The 19330-nt window shown below is 38.9% G+C and carries 9 protein-coding genes; all 9 read left to right on the top strand.

What is annotated here, in order from left to right:
* Nucleotides 1-35 precede the first annotated feature (35 nt).
* The 9 genes from GM698_RS03555 to GM698_RS03515 all read left to right on the top strand — a co-directional run bounded on the left by GM698_RS03555 (nt 36) and on the right by GM698_RS03515 (nt 19330).
* The gene (locus GM698_RS03555) at nt 36-9887 is read left to right on the top strand and encodes a hemagglutinin repeat-containing protein (RefSeq protein WP_245189288.1); all 9852 of its coding nucleotides are present in this window, start codon (nt 36-38) and stop codon (nt 9885-9887) included.
* 288 nt (nt 9888-10175) lie between these two features.
* A complete protein-coding gene (locus tag GM698_RS03550) occupies nt 10176-10853 on the top strand; it encodes a hypothetical protein (protein ID WP_209289670.1) in 678 nt (225 codons plus the stop codon).
* Entirely contained in the window at nt 10853-11251 is a 399-nt protein-coding gene (locus GM698_RS03545; protein ID WP_209289669.1) for a hypothetical protein, read from the top strand. Before GM698_RS03550 ends, GM698_RS03545 begins: the two co-directional genes overlap by 1 nt.
* An 84-nt stretch (nt 11252-11335) precedes the next feature.
* Nucleotides 11336-14761, top strand: a complete 3426-nt coding sequence (locus GM698_RS03540; RefSeq protein WP_209289668.1) for a hemagglutinin repeat-containing protein — start codon at nt 11336-11338, stop codon at nt 14759-14761.
* Between the two features lie 210 nt (nt 14762-14971).
* A complete protein-coding gene (locus GM698_RS10565) occupies nt 14972-15982 on the top strand; it encodes a hypothetical protein (RefSeq protein ID WP_245189287.1) in 1011 nt (336 codons plus the stop codon).
* Between the two features lie 12 nt (nt 15983-15994).
* Nucleotides 15995-16351 (top strand): hypothetical protein, encoded by a 357-nt coding sequence (locus GM698_RS03530; protein ID WP_209289667.1) that lies wholly within the window; start codon nt 15995-15997, stop codon nt 16349-16351.
* 72 nt (nt 16352-16423) lie between these two features.
* The gene (locus GM698_RS03525) at nt 16424-16618 is read left to right on the top strand and encodes a hypothetical protein (RefSeq protein ID WP_155807057.1); all 195 of its coding nucleotides are present in this window, start codon (nt 16424-16426) and stop codon (nt 16616-16618) included.
* 14 nt (nt 16619-16632) lie between these two features.
* Entirely contained in the window at nt 16633-17016 is a 384-nt protein-coding gene (locus GM698_RS03520) for a hypothetical protein (RefSeq protein WP_209289779.1), read from the top strand.
* Entirely contained in the window at nt 16928-19330 is a 2403-nt protein-coding gene (locus GM698_RS03515) for a hemagglutinin repeat-containing protein (protein ID WP_245189286.1), read from the top strand. Before GM698_RS03520 ends, GM698_RS03515 begins: the two co-directional genes overlap by 89 nt.

Here is a 19330-nt window from a genome sequence, read left to right as displayed (position 1 = left end):
TTACCCACTATTTCTACAACATAAAGGAATTGAATATGAACAAACAATGCTTTCGTGTGATTTTCAGCAAAACCTTACAACGCGTAGTGGTGACCTCTGAACTCGCAAAGTCTGAGGGTAAATCAACTGAAAAATCCCCTTTCACGTTTTTGCAACTTTTTGCCCATATCCGACCGCTTGTCTTTAGCCTATTTTGTGCCTTGGGCTTTGTGGCATTTTCAGATTCAGCGCTGGCGAATCTCATTATTCAAGCGGATAAATCCGCCCCTAAAAGTGAGCAACCCATTATTCTGCAAACCGCAAATGGTCTGCCTCAAATCAATATCCAAACCCCAAACGATAAAGGGCTTTCGCATAATAAATATTCAAAATTCGATGTCGATACCCGAGGGGCGATTCTCAACAACAGCCACACACACACTCAAACTCAATTGGCAGGCTATATTACCGGCAACCCTTACCTGGCACGCGGTGAGGCGAAAGTGATTTTAAATGAGGTGAATTCGTCCGACCCTTCTGTGTTAAAAGGCTATGTGGAAGTGGCAGGTAAAAAGGCGGAGGTGATTATTGCCAACCCGTCAGGCTTACATTGTGAGGGCTGCGGCATTATCCATTCAAACCGAGCAACCTTTACCACAGGCAAGCCACAGATTGTGAGTGGCAACCTTGAAAGTTTTGTGGTGGAAAAAGGCAAGGTAAGCGTCTCAGGCAAAGGAATGGATAATAGCCGTGTGGATTACACTGCCATCCTTGCCCGAGAAGCCGAGGTTAATGCAGGCATTTGGTCGAAAAAAGAGACTAACGTTATCACGGGTAAAAATACCATCAAGCGGTCAGATTCTGACAACCATTTGCAAATTATCCACACAAAACAACCGCTTGCAGAGGAAGCTAAACCTCAATTCGCCATTGATGTGGGTGAGTTGGGCGGAATGTACTCGGGCAAAATTCATCTTATCGGCACGGAAAATGGCGTGGGTGTACGTAATGCGGGGCATATTGGGGCGAGTGCCGACACCCTGCAAATTGATAGCCAAGGGCGAATTGTCAATACCGGTACACTTAATGCAGCTAAACCGATGATACTTACTGCCAGTCAAGGGATTGAAAACAAAGGCAAGATTGAAAATAAACAAGGCGATATCAAACTGAACAGTACCGCTGATATTAAGCAAGATGGCTCGATTGTTGCTCGTCATGGTAATATCCATAAAACAGCATCCTCTCAAATTACCCAGAATGGAGAATCTGTCGCTAAAGGTAGCATTACCTATCAAGCACCTAAAGTGAGAGCTTCAACCCAATCACTCATTGCAGCTGGTGTAGAAGTCAAAGATACTGCACAAGGTGAAGTGCGTTCTCTTGAACCCCATTCTGCTCAGGGAAAAGATATTACGGTTTCGGCCACGATAAAAGCAGCCTTACAGGGAAAAAATATTGCTTCAGGTAAGATCAATGTTCAAGGTTCAGAAATCGATCTTGATAATAGCCAAGCTTACGCTTACTCTGTGAATGTGTCCGCTCATCAAGGTCACATTCAAGCGAATAATGCAACGTTGATTGCAGATAAAACCCTATCATTAAGTACACCAACCGAACTCCAAACGCAACAAAGCTACCTTAAAGCAGAAAAAATCACTTCTCATCAAGGTTCGCTCAATACACAAAATGCAGTTTGGGAACAGACGGGCACGGATGAGCTGAACCTCTCGGTCAATGATCAACTTAAAAACCAAGGTGGTACCTTTAAAACACAAGGTGATTTAACCATTCATTCTCAGGGAATGGATAATCGACAAGGTCGATTATTGGCAAATGGTAAATTATTTGTTAATGCTGGAACAAGTCAAATTGATACGACAAATGGCGTAATGCTATCTAATCATAGTCTTTCGATTAACTCTGGTGAGGTCATTAATGATGAAGGTTTAATTCAATCTAATCAAAATGTTGCTATTAATACTCAGGGACAAAACCTATCTAATAAGCAGACGTTAACAGACACTCAAGATAAAGGGATTGTAGCACTTGGTAAGCTGAATATTCAGTCTGCAAATATTACCAACCAACAAGGGCGTATTGTCAGTGTAGGGAATCAAACTCTTAATGTTACAAATATCGATAATCAACAAGGCTTGATTTACTCTCAAGAAAATTTGGCTTTAAATGCTAAAAACCTCACTAATGATCAAGGGAGCATTCGTTCTGCTAAGCAGGCAGATATGACATTATCAGGTAATTTCAATCAGCAAAATGGTACTCTCCAAGCAGAGAGATTAAACTTAATTGCAAACTCACTGAGTTCAACCAATCAAAGTTTAATTTTTGCTGATAATCTGGATATTACAACATCAGCAGAATTAAGTAATAAAGATAGCCGAATTATTTCGAAGTTTGATGGCAATATTAAAGCAGGAAGTACGTTAGATAATACGAGTGGAACTATTGGTAGCAAGCAAAGCTCTTTAAAGATTGATACTAATAATCATAGTCTAGAAAATGAAAAAGGACGTATTGTTGCTGCTAAAAATATTATTATTAACAGCGGAGTTATTGAAAATAATCAGGGCTTAATCTCTGCAAATAACATTACGCTTAATAGCAATAGTCAATCAATTAACAATCAAGATACACTATTGGAAAATCAGAGTGATAGAGGAATTATCGCTCAGAATGCATTGACGATAAATACAGGCTCTCTGAATAACAATAATGGCAATATTCTTTCACGGAAAAATAGTACAGTAAATACTACGTCACTCGTTAATAATCAGGGTGAAATGCGTACACAATCACAGCTTAATTTAAATACCAATACACTCTTACAGAATACAGGTTTAATTACTGCGAATATTGTCAATTTAGTTGCTGATTCCATTAAATCAAACAAACAGAGTGAAATCAGTGGTAATCAAGTGAATGTGACTGCACAAACCCTTAATAATCAAGGGAGTAAATTGATTGCACAACACTCCGCACACGTTGATGTAAAACAGGGGATTCAGAACCAAAATGGCGTACTTGCTAGCCTCGGGGAAAGACTGACTATTAATAGTCACCAATCTGATCTCAATAATGTAAAAGGTCTTATTTCAGCACAAAATGGTACACTGAACTTAGACACTAATACTCTTAATAATCAACAGGGTGCTATTCGTGCAAAAACAGCAGGGGTTACAACATTACAAACCTTAGATAATCGCAATACGCTTTCAGATAAGCATCAAGGTATTGTAGTAACAGATTTAACCTTGAATGCTAAACAACTTGATAACCAAGACGGGCGAGTTGCAGTATTGAATCATGCTACACTTCAAGTCTCTGATATCCAAAATCAGTCAGGTGAAATTCTAGTGGTTAATGATGGTTTGTTGAAGGCAAATAAAATCAATAACCAAATAGGTCAAATTATTTCCACATCTGCTAATTTAACTATTACTACACAAACAGCACTAAATAATCGACAAGGAATAATTGGTGCAGAAAATCAGCTTGCATTGACGACCAAAGGCTTGGACAACCAACAAGGTAATATCACCTCATCAAATCAGTTAGTAATTAATACTGCTCAACAACAGATTGATAACCAATATGGTCTAATCTTCTCTAAAAATCAGGCTAGTATTCGTTCAGGTGAAATGAATAATCAGAACGGCCTTATTCGTGCAGATAATTCACTTTTAATTGATGTTAACCAAAATATGATTGATAACCGGAATACTCAAGATGTCGCAAAAGGGATTATTGGATTGGGTCGTGTGGTTTTACAAGGCGTAACCACTCTGCTTAATCAACAAGGTAAGCTCTATGGTGGAAGCGAGCTTAACATTACTGCTGTAGAGAGTTCACAAAATCAACAAGGCATTATTCAAAGTAACGGTAATTTAACCTTATCAACCAAAGTACTTGATAACCAAGAAGGTAAACTCTCTTCTTCTAGTGCAAATATTAATGCACAAACAATCAATAACCGTGCGACATCTCATAATGGTTCACTCATTTATGCAGATAAATTAACACTTAGCACGGAACAACTTGATAACCAAGGCACAAAAGCAAAAGGTAATACTCCGACACAAGGTATTCAAGGGAAAGATATTACTTTAAAAGCCTCATTATTCAATAACCAACAGGGGGGCGTTTATAGTTCGAATAATGTCTCTATAACTTCAAATAATCGTTTGGATAATCAGGAAGGGGAATTATTAGCTGTTAATACAGTAAATGTATTAAATCGTGGTAATTTAACAGTAAATAATGATAAAGGGCTAATTCAAGGTAATAAAACCGTTAATTTAAATGCAAAAAGCTTGGAATCTGAAGGAAATATTAGAACTAAAGGTGACTTAAATATTACTTTAAAAGATAGCTTTATTTTAAATAATGCTTTTGAAGCTGGCAATCTCACTCTTAAAACAGATGGGAATTTCACTAATAATACTGAGCAGACAATTGCGAATAAAATGACAATTTCAGCAAATAACATTGTGAATAACGCCAATTCAGAACTTTCATCAAATGAGACAACGCTTAATTCAAACGCTTTAACGAACCGAGGTTTAATTGACGGGGTAAAAACCTTAATCAATAGTATTGCTGTAACCAATATCGGTACAGGAAAAATCTATGGCGATCATGTGGCATTTAATTCCTCTACGGTCGAAAATTTAGCTGAAACGGTAGATGGGGAAACTAAAGCGGGTACGATTGCTGCAAGAGAAAGATTAGATTTTGGTGTTGAAAAACTGATTAACCGTGATCACTCACTGATTCTTAGCTTAGATAAACTTTCAATTGGTGGACAATTAGATGAAAACCATCACGCAACAGGTAAAGCAGATTTTGTAGAGAATGGCAGTGCAACTATTGAGGCTTTTGGAAACGGTAAAATCAATACAGTTCAGTTATTAAATCAAGATCTCTATGTAAAAACAGGTATTGATACTCAAGTTGAAAATATTGTTGAGCATGCATTAGGCAAGAATTCCAACCGTTATCGAGAAGGACGAGATGGTTATTATAATATTAATAATGGCTCTAGAAACCCAAATTCTTATTTTCAATTAAAGAATGGTACGAGAATTGAGGGATTTGGTTGGTATTCTTGGTTTTATAATCAAACAACGAATACAACAACATTAGAATATACGGATCCAGCTAAAATCGCTATAGGTGGTTCATTGGAATTAGATGGGGAAGATCTTCATAATAAATATAGTCATTTATTAGTAGGTAAACAACTTTGGCTAGGAGATACGGTTTTTGATAAAAATCGTCAAAATAGTCCATTAGATGGAGGTAGAGTAAAACTGCATAATGAAGATATTATAGGTGAAATTAATCGTCAAGATAATGGCACTTATAGAATTGAATACCGTGTTCGTAAGAAAAAAGGAAGAAAAGGTCATTACCACTACCACCATAATGGATTGGAATATGGACCTTATGATCACCCAGTTGAACATTTTTCATTTAATCGCGTACTTAATACTATTGGTACTCCAATTACATCTAATGCAACTGTTGATGGTAAAACAAAAGTAAAAGATATTCAGCTAGATACCGTATCGGTCGTGTCGAATAATGTAGATAAACCGAATGCGATTTCTATTGGGAAGGCTTCATTAGACTCTTCTATTGGTACTACTACAGAAATTACGTTTACTCCGACTATTGATAACCATAATATTATCAGTTCAGGACAAGTCATAGCTAAATTACAAACAACTATTGATAAATTTGGCGCTGAGGATATCTCTAATATGACTATGCCGATGGTAAAAACCCATTTAGCAGACGTAAGTTTACCTCAGGCTAGTCTCTACAAAATCAATCCTGATGCTACGAAAGGCTATATTGTTGAAACCGATCCTAAATTTACCGACCGCAAACAATGGCTGAGTTCAGACTATATGTTTGAACAGCTCCGTCACAACCACGATAATGTACATAAACGCTTGGGCGATGGTTTCTATGAACAGCGTTTAATTAACGAACAAATTAACCAACTGACTGGTCGCCGTTTTATTCAAGGCTATAACAACGATTTAGAGCAATATAAAGCCTTAATGAATAACGGAGTGAAATACGCTAAACAATTTAACCTTGCTGTTGGGGTTGGTTTAACCGCAAAACAGATGTCCGAATTGACAACAGATATGGTGTGGTTAGTGAATAAAGAAATCACGCTGGCTGATGGGCGAAAAGTAACAGCCCTTGTGCCACAAGTGTATCTGGTTGCCCGCAATAGTGACATTACTTCCCGAGGTGCAGTGATTTCAGCCAATCAAATTATCGGTAATGTTGATAATCTACAAAACAGTGGCGTGATTACCGGCTTAGATTTAACTCGCTTACACAGCAATCAACTGGAAAATCGAGGCACGATTTTGGGTGATACGGTGGATTTATCGGCTAAGCAAAACCTCATCAACTTAGGCGGTAAGATTGAAGCGGTGAAAGATTTATCCCTTTATGCAGGCAAAAATCTCGAAATCAGCTCTACCCTCTCATCAAGTCAAAGTACTGACGGCAACTTTGCCCGCACGGTGTTAGACCAACTCGCTTCGGTCAAAGTCACCGGTGAAGGTGGACGTTTAACTTTACACAGTGACGATAACCTTACGATAAAAGCCGCTAATATTGAAAGCCAAGGCAGCTTAAAAGCGATAGCAGACAAGGCGTTGAGTATTACTACGCTGAATGTGAGCAACAAAGAACACTACAACGGCAATGCGGATAACTACTATCGTTTAGACCAACAAGGTGAAATTGGCTCAACCCTGAGAGGTAAAGACGGTGTTCGCCTAGTCGGAATGGAAAATGCTACGCTTCGCCAAGCCACGGTGAGCAGCGAAAGCGGTGAAACCTTTGTTGGCTCAAAAGGTGATGTGCGTATTGAATCAGGCGAGCAATCCGAACAATTAGCCAGCAGTTCGAAAGGCAGTACCAAAGGTTGGTTTAGTAAAACCACGGAAACCCGCCGTCACTACCACGATACCACGGAAAATATCGGCAGTAAGATAGACGGCAATCATGTCACACTCTACTCGGAAGCTGGCAAAGTTGATATTCACGGCTCTGTGGTGGTTGCCGATAAGCAGCTAGTGATTGATAGTAAAGAAGGGGTAAATATTACCTCTGCCACCAAGACGCATTATGCGGAAGATGAACGGATTAAAACGAAAAGCGGTTTAATGGGGACAGGTGGAATTGGTGTTAGTGTGGGCAAGAAGAAAGAACAAATTGAACAAGACCACACCCAACAAAGTGCGGCGCGTAGCCAAGTGGGGAGCTTATCGGGTGATACAATAATCCGCACAGACGGGCATTACCAACAAACCGGCAGCGTCGTGACCTCCCGAGACGGTGATGTAGATATTGCCGCCAAATCAGCCAACATTACGGCGGCGCGTTCGGATTATGAAAGCAATTACAAACGCACGGTACAGCAAAAAGGAGTAACGGTTGCGATTAACCACCCCGTAATGTCGGCAGTTAATGCAGCAGAAAAAGCAATGAATTCCTTACAGCAGGCAGGAGAAAGCCAAAACAACCGAATTAATGCTCTTTCTGCTGTAAATGCGGCTTGGGATTCATTCAGAGCCATAGATGCAGGATTATCAGCTCTAGGGTCTATACAAGGCAATACTTTTTCTGATTTTGGTATTTCTGCAACTTACGGGCAACAAAAAAGTGTTTCTACAAGCCAAAGTAAGGGTTCAACAATGGCAAGTAGTGAAATTAAGGCTGGTGGTAAGATTAATCTCTCTGCTATTGGTAATGGCGAACATTCTCAAATTAATGTTATTGGTTCAAATATTGCAGGTCGTTCGGGTACAAATTTAGTATCTGAGGGCAATATCAACATTGAAGCTGCTCAACAAACTCATCAAGAGCGTAGCAATAATAAATCGAGTGGTTTTAATACTGGAGTAACAGTGAGTACTGGGGGTATTGGATTTACAGCTAGGGCAAACTATGGAAAAGGATACGGCAATGGTGATGAAGTTACCTATACCTATTCTCATATTGGTAGTTCAAATAGCCAAACAACAATCCATTCAGGTAATGATGTGACTCTAAAAGGTGGACAAGTTTCAGGCAAAGGTGTTGTATTAACTGCGGATAACTTGCATATTGAAAGTGTACAAGAAACACTTGATTACGACAGTAAACAGAAAAATGTTTCAGGCTCTGCAACTGTGGGAGTTGGGGCATCTGTTTCTGGTAGTTACGGTTCTTCAAAAATGAATGCTCACTATAAAAATGTGGTTGAACAATCAGGTATTTATGCGGGAGATGATGGTTATCAAGTCAATATTGCAAACCATACCAATTTAGTAGGCGGTGTAATGCAATCAACGGATAAAGCGGAAAATAATGATAAAAACGTCTTCTCAACCGGTACGCTTGAGTATCGTGATTTGAAAAATATTTCTAACTACAATACAGAGGGCTACTCATTAAATGCTGGTGTTTCAATGGATGGAGATTTCCGTATTCCATTCGGAAATAATGCAAGTTCTGTTTCAAATCCGACTCAAGAAACACAAATTCCAACAACTGCAAAAGATGAGAAAGTTATTCAAACTATTGAAGGAATGGGTGGAGCAGCTATTTCTCAAGCAGAGTTGGAGAAGTCAGATACTGAAAAAGAGCGTAACACGGGTGTGAAATTAGATGGTTTAGCTGGTGTATTTAATCAAGGTAACTGGGGCGTAGCAAAAGCCTTAGCAGCAAGTACCTTAGGCGTTGTTAGCCGTGATAGTAATGAAACAGGTGTCACAACAAGTAGCATTAACACAAAAAATATTGTGATTACGAAAGGTAATGAGAAGGAAAATAACGCCAAAATAGCGGATTTAAATAAGGGCAATATTCATCAATCCTTAGCGAAAGTTGATATTGAAAGAGTTAAATCTGACTTTGAGCGTGATTTAGGCGTAGCTAAGGAGTTTATGGAAAACCTTTCTGCGATTGGCGATAAACTTTATTACGACGTGGAGAAAAATGAAAAGAATATTTTAGTGAAATATAAACCAGAAAATTGTACTGATCCAAGCTGTTTAAAATCTTTTGAGCTTGATATGGAAAAACTGAAAAATAGAAAGCTAACTAAAGATGAAGCAGAGCTAGTTTCAAGAATGTATGTTCACGGTATTTTTAATATGAATGATAATGAGCGAATTGAAGGAGGAATTTTATATGGTGGTTCGGATGTACTAAATAATTCTTCATTAATTGTAAGAAAGCCTTATGCAGGTTTAACAGAAGAAATAACCTTCACTGTCTTTGAGCGTTTACGAGCTGGATTTAATTTACCAAGTGTATTTGGTGCATCTAATGCAAGCCGAGATCAAGTAACTATTTGGAATAAATTAAATGAATATAATCAGAATAATCCAAATACTGAAATAGATCTAAAGCATATTGCACATAGCTTAGGTGTATCAAGTACGAAGAATGCAATGAATTGGGCAGATTATCAAAAAGTAAGTTTAGATAACTTAAATGCAAATTTAACGGCATTGGGAACATCTTATCCAATACATAGTGATTTACAAACAGGTTATTTTGACAAAGCAAAAGGACTGTTTGGAAAAACGAAATTGGATTATTCAATTGCTCCAAGAGATTGTGTTGGTACTTGTTTATTGATTGGTAGAACACCATCTACAGCAGGGAATACGGATATTGGTATTCCTTTGATTGACTTATTGCCTCATCATGGGAGTTATATTAGAGATAAAGTGGTTTTTGATTTCTATTTTAAAAACCTACCATCTAAGAAATATGAAGAAAAGCTAAATTCATTAAAACATACTTGGGATATAAAAGGAGAGTATATGGGACCTAGATTTAATAAGTTAGAGGGAAATAAATAGATGAGAAGAACATTTTATTTTGTAATATTAAGTTTATTTCTAACTTCATGTGCATTTTACAATGCAAAAACGTATGTTGGGTTCAGTAGAGAATATATAAATTCTTGGAAAAATGGAGCTACTCCAGCTACATATTCTGTTTTTTCAGAATGTAAAAGATTTGATAACGGAGATAAAGGTATGTTTGAATGTTTATATAGTAAGGGATATAGATTTAAACCAGCTGTGGGATTCTGTTTATTTAGCAATTCATGTCAAGTTGAATCATTATATACAAAGTGATTAGTAATGGATAGCTTTGATACACTAAGAATATTTGGGGCTTCAAATGCAAGCCGAGATCAAGCCTCGATTTGGGATAAGCTCAATTCATACAATGCAAAAAATCCGAATGAGAGAGTTTCGTTAGATCACGTTGCACACAGTTTAGGAGCTTCAAGTACGAAAAATGCAATGAACTGGGCTGGTTATAAAGATATAGATTTAAACGAAACCACTTTAAAAGGCTATGTGGCTGGAACTTCCTACCCAATAACAAATAAAACGATTGGAGGAAGATTATCATTTGATTTATATGATAAAGGCTATGCAGAAAAAGCGGCATCTCTGTTTAGAGATGGAAAAGTAGAATATGCAGCAGCCCCTAGAGATATAGTCGCAACAGGAATAGGATTGCCGTATCAAATTGGTAGCTTTAGTTTAGGTATAGGTAATACAGATACAACAGGCAGTAATTGGACAGGAATACCAATATGGGGGATTATCGCAGGGGATCATACAAAAGCGTATTATCGTGATGAGGATGTAATTAACTTTTTAAATCCTAGTTTCGATGAAGAAAGTGAGAAAAATAGACAGAATATAATTAATTATCAGGAAAAAGTTTGGGGAGGGATTGGACCTAAAATAGAACCAATTAACTTTGATAATAAGATAATCTTAAAGAAAGAAAAAGGAGATAAGTAATGAGACAATTATCACTTATATTCTCATTGTTAATATCAGGATGTTATTTGGCTAATGGTTCACCAAATTCATATACTTTTTGGATTAAAGACGGTAGACATATTTCTGCTTCTGAAATGAGATATTGTTTTGAAAAAAATAAATCTAAACTCAGCAGTGAAAATAAAAAAAGGTTCGAACATCTAGAAAACCTCTATGAAAAATCAGGTTATTTACATATGAAAACAGAATATCCAAATGAATATAAAGAGTATCGGGAACTGCGTAAGTTTATCCCTTCTAATAGTAGTTGCTATTATGACTTGGGATACCGTTTTAAAGCCCCATTATATTGGTGTATGGCACAAGATGGAGATAATACTAAGACTTGTATGGAAAATATGAAATATAGGAATTAGTAGTTGAATGACAAGCGGTTAATTATATTGAATGTTTTGCAAATTTTAGCGGTAAATCAACCGCTTGTTTTGGCATGAGCGAGGATGCTCCCACCATCGAGAGCTTCAAGTACGAAAAATGCAATGAACTGGGCTGGTTATAAAGATATAGATTTAAACGAAACCACTTTAGACCACACCCAACAAAGTGCGGCTCGTAGCCAAGAGGGGAGTTTATCGGGTGATACAATAATTCGCACAGACGGACATTACCAACAAACCGGCAGCGTCGTGACCTCCCGAGATGGTGATGTAGATATTACCGCCAAATCAGCCAACATTACGGCGGCGCGTTCAGATTATGAAAGTAACTACAAACGGACTTATGAGCAGAAAGGGGTGACGATTGCCGTTAATATTCCTGTGGTGCAAACGATACAAGCGGTCGAAAAAAGCGTAAATTCTGCAAAATCGGTGGGTAGCAGTAAAAACGACCGAATCAATGCGTTAGGTGCAGTGAATGCGGGTTTTGAGGCGTGGCGAACCGCAGAGCAAGTGGGCAAGTTAGCCGAAGCGATGGGGCAAAACCCAGCACAAGCCCTCAGCCAAGATGTGAGTGTATCGATAACTTATGGCGAGCAAAAAAGTGTCGAAACCCAACATAGCGAAGGGAACAAGGCAGAGAAAAGCCAAATCAACGCCGGCGGTAAGGTCAATATCAAAACCGAAGGAGACGGTAAAAACTCAACCTTAACGATTGCAGGTAGCGATGTCTCAGGCAAAGGTGGTACTCATCTGAAAGCTGAAGGCGATGTGAATATTTTAGCCGTGGATGAAAACCATCTCGAACGAAGTAAAAACAAATCGAGTGGCTTTAATGCAGGTGTTGCTGTTCAGTTTGGAGGAGCAGGCAGCCCAACGCTAGGGGTAACGGCAGGTGGCAACACCTCAAAAGGCTATGGCAATGGCGAAAGCCAAGCGTGGGTAGGCAGCCAAGTGGGCAGTCAATCAAGCAAAACCGAAATTGAGAGCGGCAATACAGCGAACATTATCGGCTCACAGGTGCAAGGCAAACGGGTTGAGGTGAAAGCAAAAGACCTGAATGTTCAAAGCCAGCAAGACACAATGAGCTATAAGGGCAAACAAGAGAGCATACAAGGTCAAATCACAGTCGGCACCGGTGTTTCAGGCAGTGCAAGTTACAGCAAATCGAAAATGAATGCAGATACGGCAACAGTCGGTCAGCAAGCTGGGATATTTGCAGGTGATGAGGGGTATGATATTGATATCCAAAACCATACTGAACTGACGGCAGGTTTAGTGACCTCAACCGAAAAAGCCGAAGTGGAAGGTAAAAATCGTTTTAGTACAGGCACGCTGAATGCCACGAACTTGGATAACCATGCTAACTACAAGGGCAGTAGCGTGGGAGTCAGTGCGAGTGCGGCAGCGAATTTTGATACGCCGTTAGGGGATAAAGGACAAGTACAGAGTTCAAAAACAGTCAAAGATGAAAGCGGCAACCCGGTTTTAGCCACGGGTGCAGAGTCATTACAAGCCGGGGTGAATGTGGGCTACGGGTCGGATAGTAATAGCCAATCGAGCCAAACCCAATCAGGGATTAACACAAAAAATCTGACCGTAAGAAATGAGCAAGCTCAAATTGAGAAAACCGGTAAAACGGCAGAGCAAATTAAAGCCGCAGTGAAAACCGATATTACTACTGAAATAGCAGAAAGCCGTTCGGGTAAATTAGAAAATCGGTTTGACAAAGATAAGTTACAAAAAGAGCTGGATTATCAGGTTAAAGCGACGCAAGAGCTCCAAACTATCAGTATAGCAACCATCAATGAAAAAGTTGCCACTCACGCAGAAAATAAGCGAGCCGAAGCAGAACAGGCAAAAGCAGAAGGCAATCTTGCTAAAGCTCGTGAATTGGAAAATGAAGCGAAGAAATGGGAAACAGGTGGAGCTTACCGACAAGGGGTGGATGCGATAACCAATGCGGTAGGGTTAGCTTTAGGTGGCAGCCCAATGGCAGGGGTAATCGCAGGAGCAGTTTCGCCTTATATCAACACAGAAATCAAACAGGCAACCGAAGGCAACGAAGCGGCGAACCTGATTGCTCACGCTATTTGGGGATCAGTAGAGGCTTACACACAGGGTGGCAAAGCTGGAGCAGGTGCGGCAGCAGCGGTAACGGGCGAAGTGGGTGCAAACATCATCGCTAAAAACCTCTTCGGCAAAGAGCCTGAAAACCTGACTGAAGCGGAAAAACGGACGGTATCGGAGCTGAGCCAAGTAGCGGCTGGTTTGGCTGGTGGTTTATCTGCAAGCGGAGGAAATTCCCTATCAACAGCCCAAGCGGTGAAAACTGGGCAAGGGATAGGGAAGAATGCGGTGGAGAATAACTACCTATCTAAGCAAGACTGGATTGACTATCAAAGGGAGATGACAGCTTGTGGCAACAATCAAGAATGTATTAAACAGGTAAAAGAAGAGTTTACTGATGTTAATAAAGCAAATAGTGAGACATTACAAGCGGCTTGTAGATTAGGAGGAAATACAGAGGAGTGTGCTAAACATACATCTTTTGCTAAAGAAGGATTTGATTATGCCAGAGAGAGTGTTTACTTTGACGGCTCAGGCTGGATGGCAAAAATAATGAATACCAATAAAGCGGAGGCTAAAGCTAAACCAACAGAGGGGCTATTGGGTAGTGAAGCGATTACTCAAATAGAGAGGGCATTATCTAATCCCGAGATTATAAATAAAGTTGAAAATGATCCTCTTGCAAAACAAGAGCTAACAAAAGGCATTGACCAAGCAGCTAGTGCAGTTAGAACAGAAAAAACGAATGCCTATGAATTTAGTGCAAAATGGGAATACCCAAATATATCTGGGCTTTCAAATAATTATAGAGTATTTGGACGAGAATTAGGTGCTGAACCTGTTGTTCCTGAATTTTATTTCTCTACTGTATTGGGAGCAGGCAAAGTCGGTAAAGCACTATTTGACCTCTCATCAACATCAACCCGTGTGATAGTGGGAGCGAATGGTGCGGTGAGTGCTGGTGCTCAATACCTGACTAATGGAGAGATTAGTGTAAAAGAAACCTTAAAAGATATGGGAGAAGCCTATATTACGAAAGACTTTAGTTTTAAAGGATATACGGCTTGGAATATTGGAACAGGTTTTTTAGAGGGAGGCTTAGAAAATGCTAAATGGCAAGATGGGAAATTACAAGGTTTCTCAGTCGAAAATGCGCTGGAAAGAGCGGGTGTAAAAACAGTAACAAGTAGTATAGGTTATGGCTTTGGTAAAGGAGTAGAAAAACCGCTGGATAAATATATTAATACATATGGTAGAGGTTTAAATACTAAACAAGTTAGAGTTGGAAGCCCACTTATTCAGTTCGTAGAGCCTAGTTCAGTTCCTGTAGGAGTAGGAAATGCTATAGATAGTATTAGTAATAAATTTTCCGAAAATGAATATGAAAAATTTAAACTTTTAAATGGAGTGGAAAAATGAAATACCCTTTAAGAGTTTATGTTTTTGCATTTTTTATATCATATATTTTTTCTAATATTGCCATATTAGGTATATTTTCGTTTGTAAAGTTATACTTTTATTTTTTTAGGTACAAAATGAGAGTGTCTTTTTGGAACTTTATATACGAGGATATTAGATTTTTATTATTCATGCCTATTATTACTGCACTAGCTATTATGATTATGTATTTTGGACAAAGGAGGTAACTTGTTAAATTTTCAGAATATCAATACAATAACTCAAAGTTCTCGTCAAGCAGTACAGGAAAAACTTAATAAGGGGGAAATTATACAATCTGAATATAACCAAGAATTGGAAAATTATAAATATGAGCAATTAGATAAAGGTCGTAATATTTATCAGTTACGCGAAATTTCTGATCAGGAGCGAAATAACCTACAAAAAGTAACTTATACCGATCCGCTGACAGGTAAATCGGAAACAAGGTATGTTGTGGCATTCAACGGTATTTTTAATGATGAAAATGCGGCTGCTAAATTTGCTTGGCAAAACTATGTGGCTAAAGAAAGTGAAACAGGGAAAATAGATAGTCGTATTTATAAAGATGTCTATTTTGTTCATCACCCAGAAGCTAAAAATCCGATTTCTGAATTATTGGTCGCAGGTTATGAAAAAATGTTTGAAGGTTCTTTTGGTAACTTGTTAGGAATGGATAATTCCAGTTTACAAGCCAAGTATATTATGACGAAGTATGGTAAAGATAATCTGTTTATTGGCTCACATAGCCGTGGTACTTTAACCGTTGCTAATGCATTAAGTGCATTAAATACCAAAGAAAATCGTGAGGCTAAAATACTATCTGATACAAAAGTTAAAATGGTTGGTCCGGCAGCGAATGTAACCAATTCGGATAATACACTAAGCCAATTACAAACAGGGTCTTCAAGAAATGAGGCGAATAAAGCGAGTTCTATTCGTATTGAAAATCATAAGTTAGATCCTGTTGGTAGTTTACCGATTGTTTTGGGAGGGAATCCATCCACAATGAATGATAATCACGAAAATAGAGGAGTAATACAACGAATGATTAATATGTTCGGAGATAACTCATCTATGCATAATTGCTATGGTTTAGGTCAGGTACAATGTATCAAAGATGGATACCGACAAAAAGGAGATTTAATGATGAATAAAGAACAAACAATTTATGATTTGAATAGAAATTCAAACAATAAATAAAGGAGAAATACGATGAAAGCACTCACGGTTATTTTTAGTATTTTCCTTTTAATTGGTTGTTCATTTGGAGGTTTTAAACCACCTAAACCATATTATAGTTGGGGAGCAGGAAAGCAATTTTATTCAAAGACAGGAGAGTGGTTGGGTAAATTTGATTTCTTGGATCAAAGAGAACATGATATGCGAGCTTGTGGTATGGATCCTGTATTAGGCGAAAGCGATAAGCTTAAAGTTAATTTGTGTATGGAAAAAAAAGGATGGTATCTAGAACAAGGTCCGGTGTGTGAGGAAAAAGATGTATGGAATGAGCCAGAATGTATTAAATGGCGAGCCAAGTATAGTAAACCGAATGCGAAACCATGGGGGTAATCATTCTAGATAGTAGCCCATTAAGACCCTGTCGGTAACTTACCTATTATATTGGGCGGAAATCCATCCACAATGAATGATAACCATGAAAATAGAGGAGTAATACAACGAATGATTGATATGTTCGGAGATAACTCATCTATGCATAATTGCTATGGTTTAGGTCAGGTACAATGTATCAAAGATGGATACCGACAAAAAGGAGATTTAATGATGAATAAAGAACAAACTATTTATGATTTAAATAGAAATCAAAACGGTAAATAAAAGGATAAATAGTGATGAAAATATTTAGTATTATTGTTAGTGTTTTCTTTTTGATTGGATGCTCATTCGGTGGATTTAAACCACCTCAGCCATATTACAAATGGCGTCTTCATGACTCAATAAAATTATATCCGCCTTCACAAGAAGGTAGCTTTTTTGAATTATTAACTCATCGTGAGAATGACATGAGATCTTGTGGTATGGATCCTGTATTAGGCGAAAGCGATAAGCTTAAAGTTAATTTGTGTATGGAAAAAAAAGGATGGTATCTAGAACAAGGTCCGGTGTGTGAGGAAAAAGATGTATGGAATGAGCCAGAATGTATTAAATGGCGAGCCAAGTATAGTAAGCCGAACGTCAAACCTTGGGGGCAAAGGCGGTACACATCTGAAAGCTGAAGGCGATGTGAATATTTTAGCCGTGGATGAAAATCACCTTGAACGAAGTAAAAACAAATCGAGTGGCTTTAATGCAGGTGTTGCTGTTCAGTTTGGTGGAGCGGGTAGTCCAATATTAGGGGTAACGGCAGGTGGCAACACCTCAAAAGGCTATGGCAATGGCGAAAGCCAAGCGTGGGTAGGCAGCCAAGTGGGCAGTCAATCAAGCAAAACCGAAATTGAGAGCGGCAATACAGCGAACATTATCGGCTCACAGGTGCAAGGCAAACGGGTTGAGGTGAAAGCAAAAGACCTGAATGTTCAAAGCCAGCAAGACACAATGAGCTATAAGGGCAAACAAGAGAGCATACAAGGTCAAATCACAGTCGGCACCGGTGTTTCAGGCAGTGCAAGTTACAGCAAATCGAAAATGAATGCAGATACGGCAACAGTCAATCAACAGGCAGGCATATTTGCGGGGGATGAGGGTTATGACATTGATATTGCCAACCACTCGGATTTAAAAGCTGGGTTAGTAACCTCAACGGCACAGGCTGAAAATGAGGGAAGAAACCAATTTAGCACAGGCACATTGAGCTATAGCCATATCGAAAACCACGCAGACTATAAAGGCAGTGCGGTAGGCGTAAGTGCAGCAGGCGATTATAAAGGCGGTTGGAACGGTCAGAAAGTAGATAAAGAAGGCAACCCAACCCACAGCCTAAGTAATACGATTGGTTATGGCAAAGACCAAGACAGCCAAGCAGGTACAACGTATTCAGGCATTAACACCCAAAACCTGATTATTCGAGACGAGCAAGCTCAACTAGAGAAAACAGGTAAAACGACTACTCAAATCAAGCAAGAAGTTAAAACTGACATCACAACTGACACAGCCGAAAGCCGCTCGGGCAAGCTCGAGAATAACTTTGATAAAACCAAACTCCAAAAAGAGCTGGATTATCAAGTAAAAGCCCTAAGTGATTTTCAAACCACAACGGTTTCCACTATTAATGAAAAAGTGGCAAATCACGCAGAAAGCAAACGAGCAGAGGCAGAAAAAGCCAAAGCCGCAGGCAATCTTGCCAAAGCCAAAATACTGGAAAACGAAGCGGAGAAATGGGAAACCGGTGGAGCTTACCGACAAGGAGTCGATGCGATAACGAATGCAATCGGCTTAGCCTTAGGCGGCAGCCCAACAGCAGGGGTAATCGCAGGGGCAGCATCTCCGTACATCAACACACAAATCAAACAGGCAACAGAGGGCAATGAACAAGCGAACTTGATAGCTCACGCAATATGGGGAGCGGTGGAAGCTTACACGCAAGGCGGTAAAGCCGGTACAGGTGCTGCGGCAGCGGTGACGGGCGAAGTGGGGGCGAAACTGATTTCAGAACAGGTGTTTGGTAAATCTCCTGAAAATCTAACGGAAGCAGAAAAACGGACAGTATCGGAACTAAGCCAAGTTGCAGCAGGATTGGCTGGTGGATTATCGTCAAGTGGAGGAAGTTCATTATCTACAGCCCAAGCAGTGAAAACCGGGCAAGGGATTGGGAAAAATGCGGTCGAGAATAATACTTTTGGTGATATTCATCCTTCAGATGATAGAAAACAAAGTATTGAATCTATAGCAAAGGCAATGTTTAAGGGCGATGAAGAAAAAGCAGAAGCCTATTATGATGGGACGAAACGAGGTGAAGCAAAAGCCTTAGTTGAAGGAGTGAAAGGCACAATAGAGGCAATTCAACACTTTGACGAAACAATGGTAACGATTGCCGATGCCTTGAGTAATCTAAAGGAAACTGTTCAGAAAGTAGTGATTTCTCTTGAAGAGTTAAATGCCCGTATCAATTCAGCATTAGAGACTAATCCGGCAGAGGCTGGTGAATTGATGGGATATTTACAATCTCAAGGGAAAGCAATACAAGCTCCAACTGTGATTTTAACTGGTGAGATCGCTAATAAGCTTATAAGGTTAAAAAAATCAAATATAGGATATTTACCTAATAATTTTGCTGACAGCAAGAAATTAAATGATCATTTTAATAAACATCATGCAGAATTTGGAAAGTTATATTCTTCTCCTGAGGAGTATTTAGAAGGAGCAAAGACGGTAATTAAAAATGGTTATAAAGTATCTTATGAATATAAAGGAGAAAATAGATATGGCTATGTATTATATATAGGCAATACTAAAAAAGGAGACTCCAAGTTCGCATTTGTTGGGACAAACAATAAAAATGAAATTACCACATATCATATCGAAAGTGGAAAAGACTTTTGGAAAATGATAAATAATGATAAAAATCTTAAGTTGATTAATCCTGTAAAGTGA

Origin of the sequence: Mannheimia sp. ZY171111 (assembly GCF_017750945.1) — a bacterium.
In the GTDB taxonomy this organism is placed as follows: domain Bacteria; phylum Pseudomonadota; class Gammaproteobacteria; order Enterobacterales; family Pasteurellaceae; genus Mannheimia; species Mannheimia pernigra.
Note: the sequence above shows the minus strand (reverse complement) of the source record. Positions and strands in the feature narration are given on the sequence as shown.

What these genes read in the sequence shown, in the direction of transcription:
- GM698_RS03520 (WP_209289779.1), top strand. Translation starts at nt 16,633, where the DNA reads ATGAAAATATTTAGTATTATTGTTAGTGTTTTCTTTTTGATTGGATGC.
- GM698_RS03550 (WP_209289670.1), top strand. Translation starts at nt 10,176, where the DNA reads ATGGATAGCTTTGATACACTAAGAATATTTGGGGCTTCAAATGCAAGC.
- GM698_RS03555 (WP_245189288.1), top strand. Translation starts at nt 36, where the DNA reads ATGAACAAACAATGCTTTCGTGTGATTTTCAGCAAAACCTTACAACGC.
- GM698_RS03525 (WP_155807057.1), top strand. Translation starts at nt 16,424, where the DNA reads ATGAATGATAACCATGAAAATAGAGGAGTAATACAACGAATGATTGAT.
- GM698_RS03545 (WP_209289669.1), top strand. Translation starts at nt 10,853, where the DNA reads ATGAGACAATTATCACTTATATTCTCATTGTTAATATCAGGATGTTAT.
- GM698_RS03515 (WP_245189286.1), top strand. Translation starts at nt 16,928, where the DNA reads ATGAGCCAGAATGTATTAAATGGCGAGCCAAGTATAGTAAGCCGAACG.
- GM698_RS03530 (WP_209289667.1), top strand. Translation starts at nt 15,995, where the DNA reads ATGAAAGCACTCACGGTTATTTTTAGTATTTTCCTTTTAATTGGTTGT.
- GM698_RS03540 (WP_209289668.1), top strand. Translation starts at nt 11,336, where the DNA reads ATGCTCCCACCATCGAGAGCTTCAAGTACGAAAAATGCAATGAACTGG.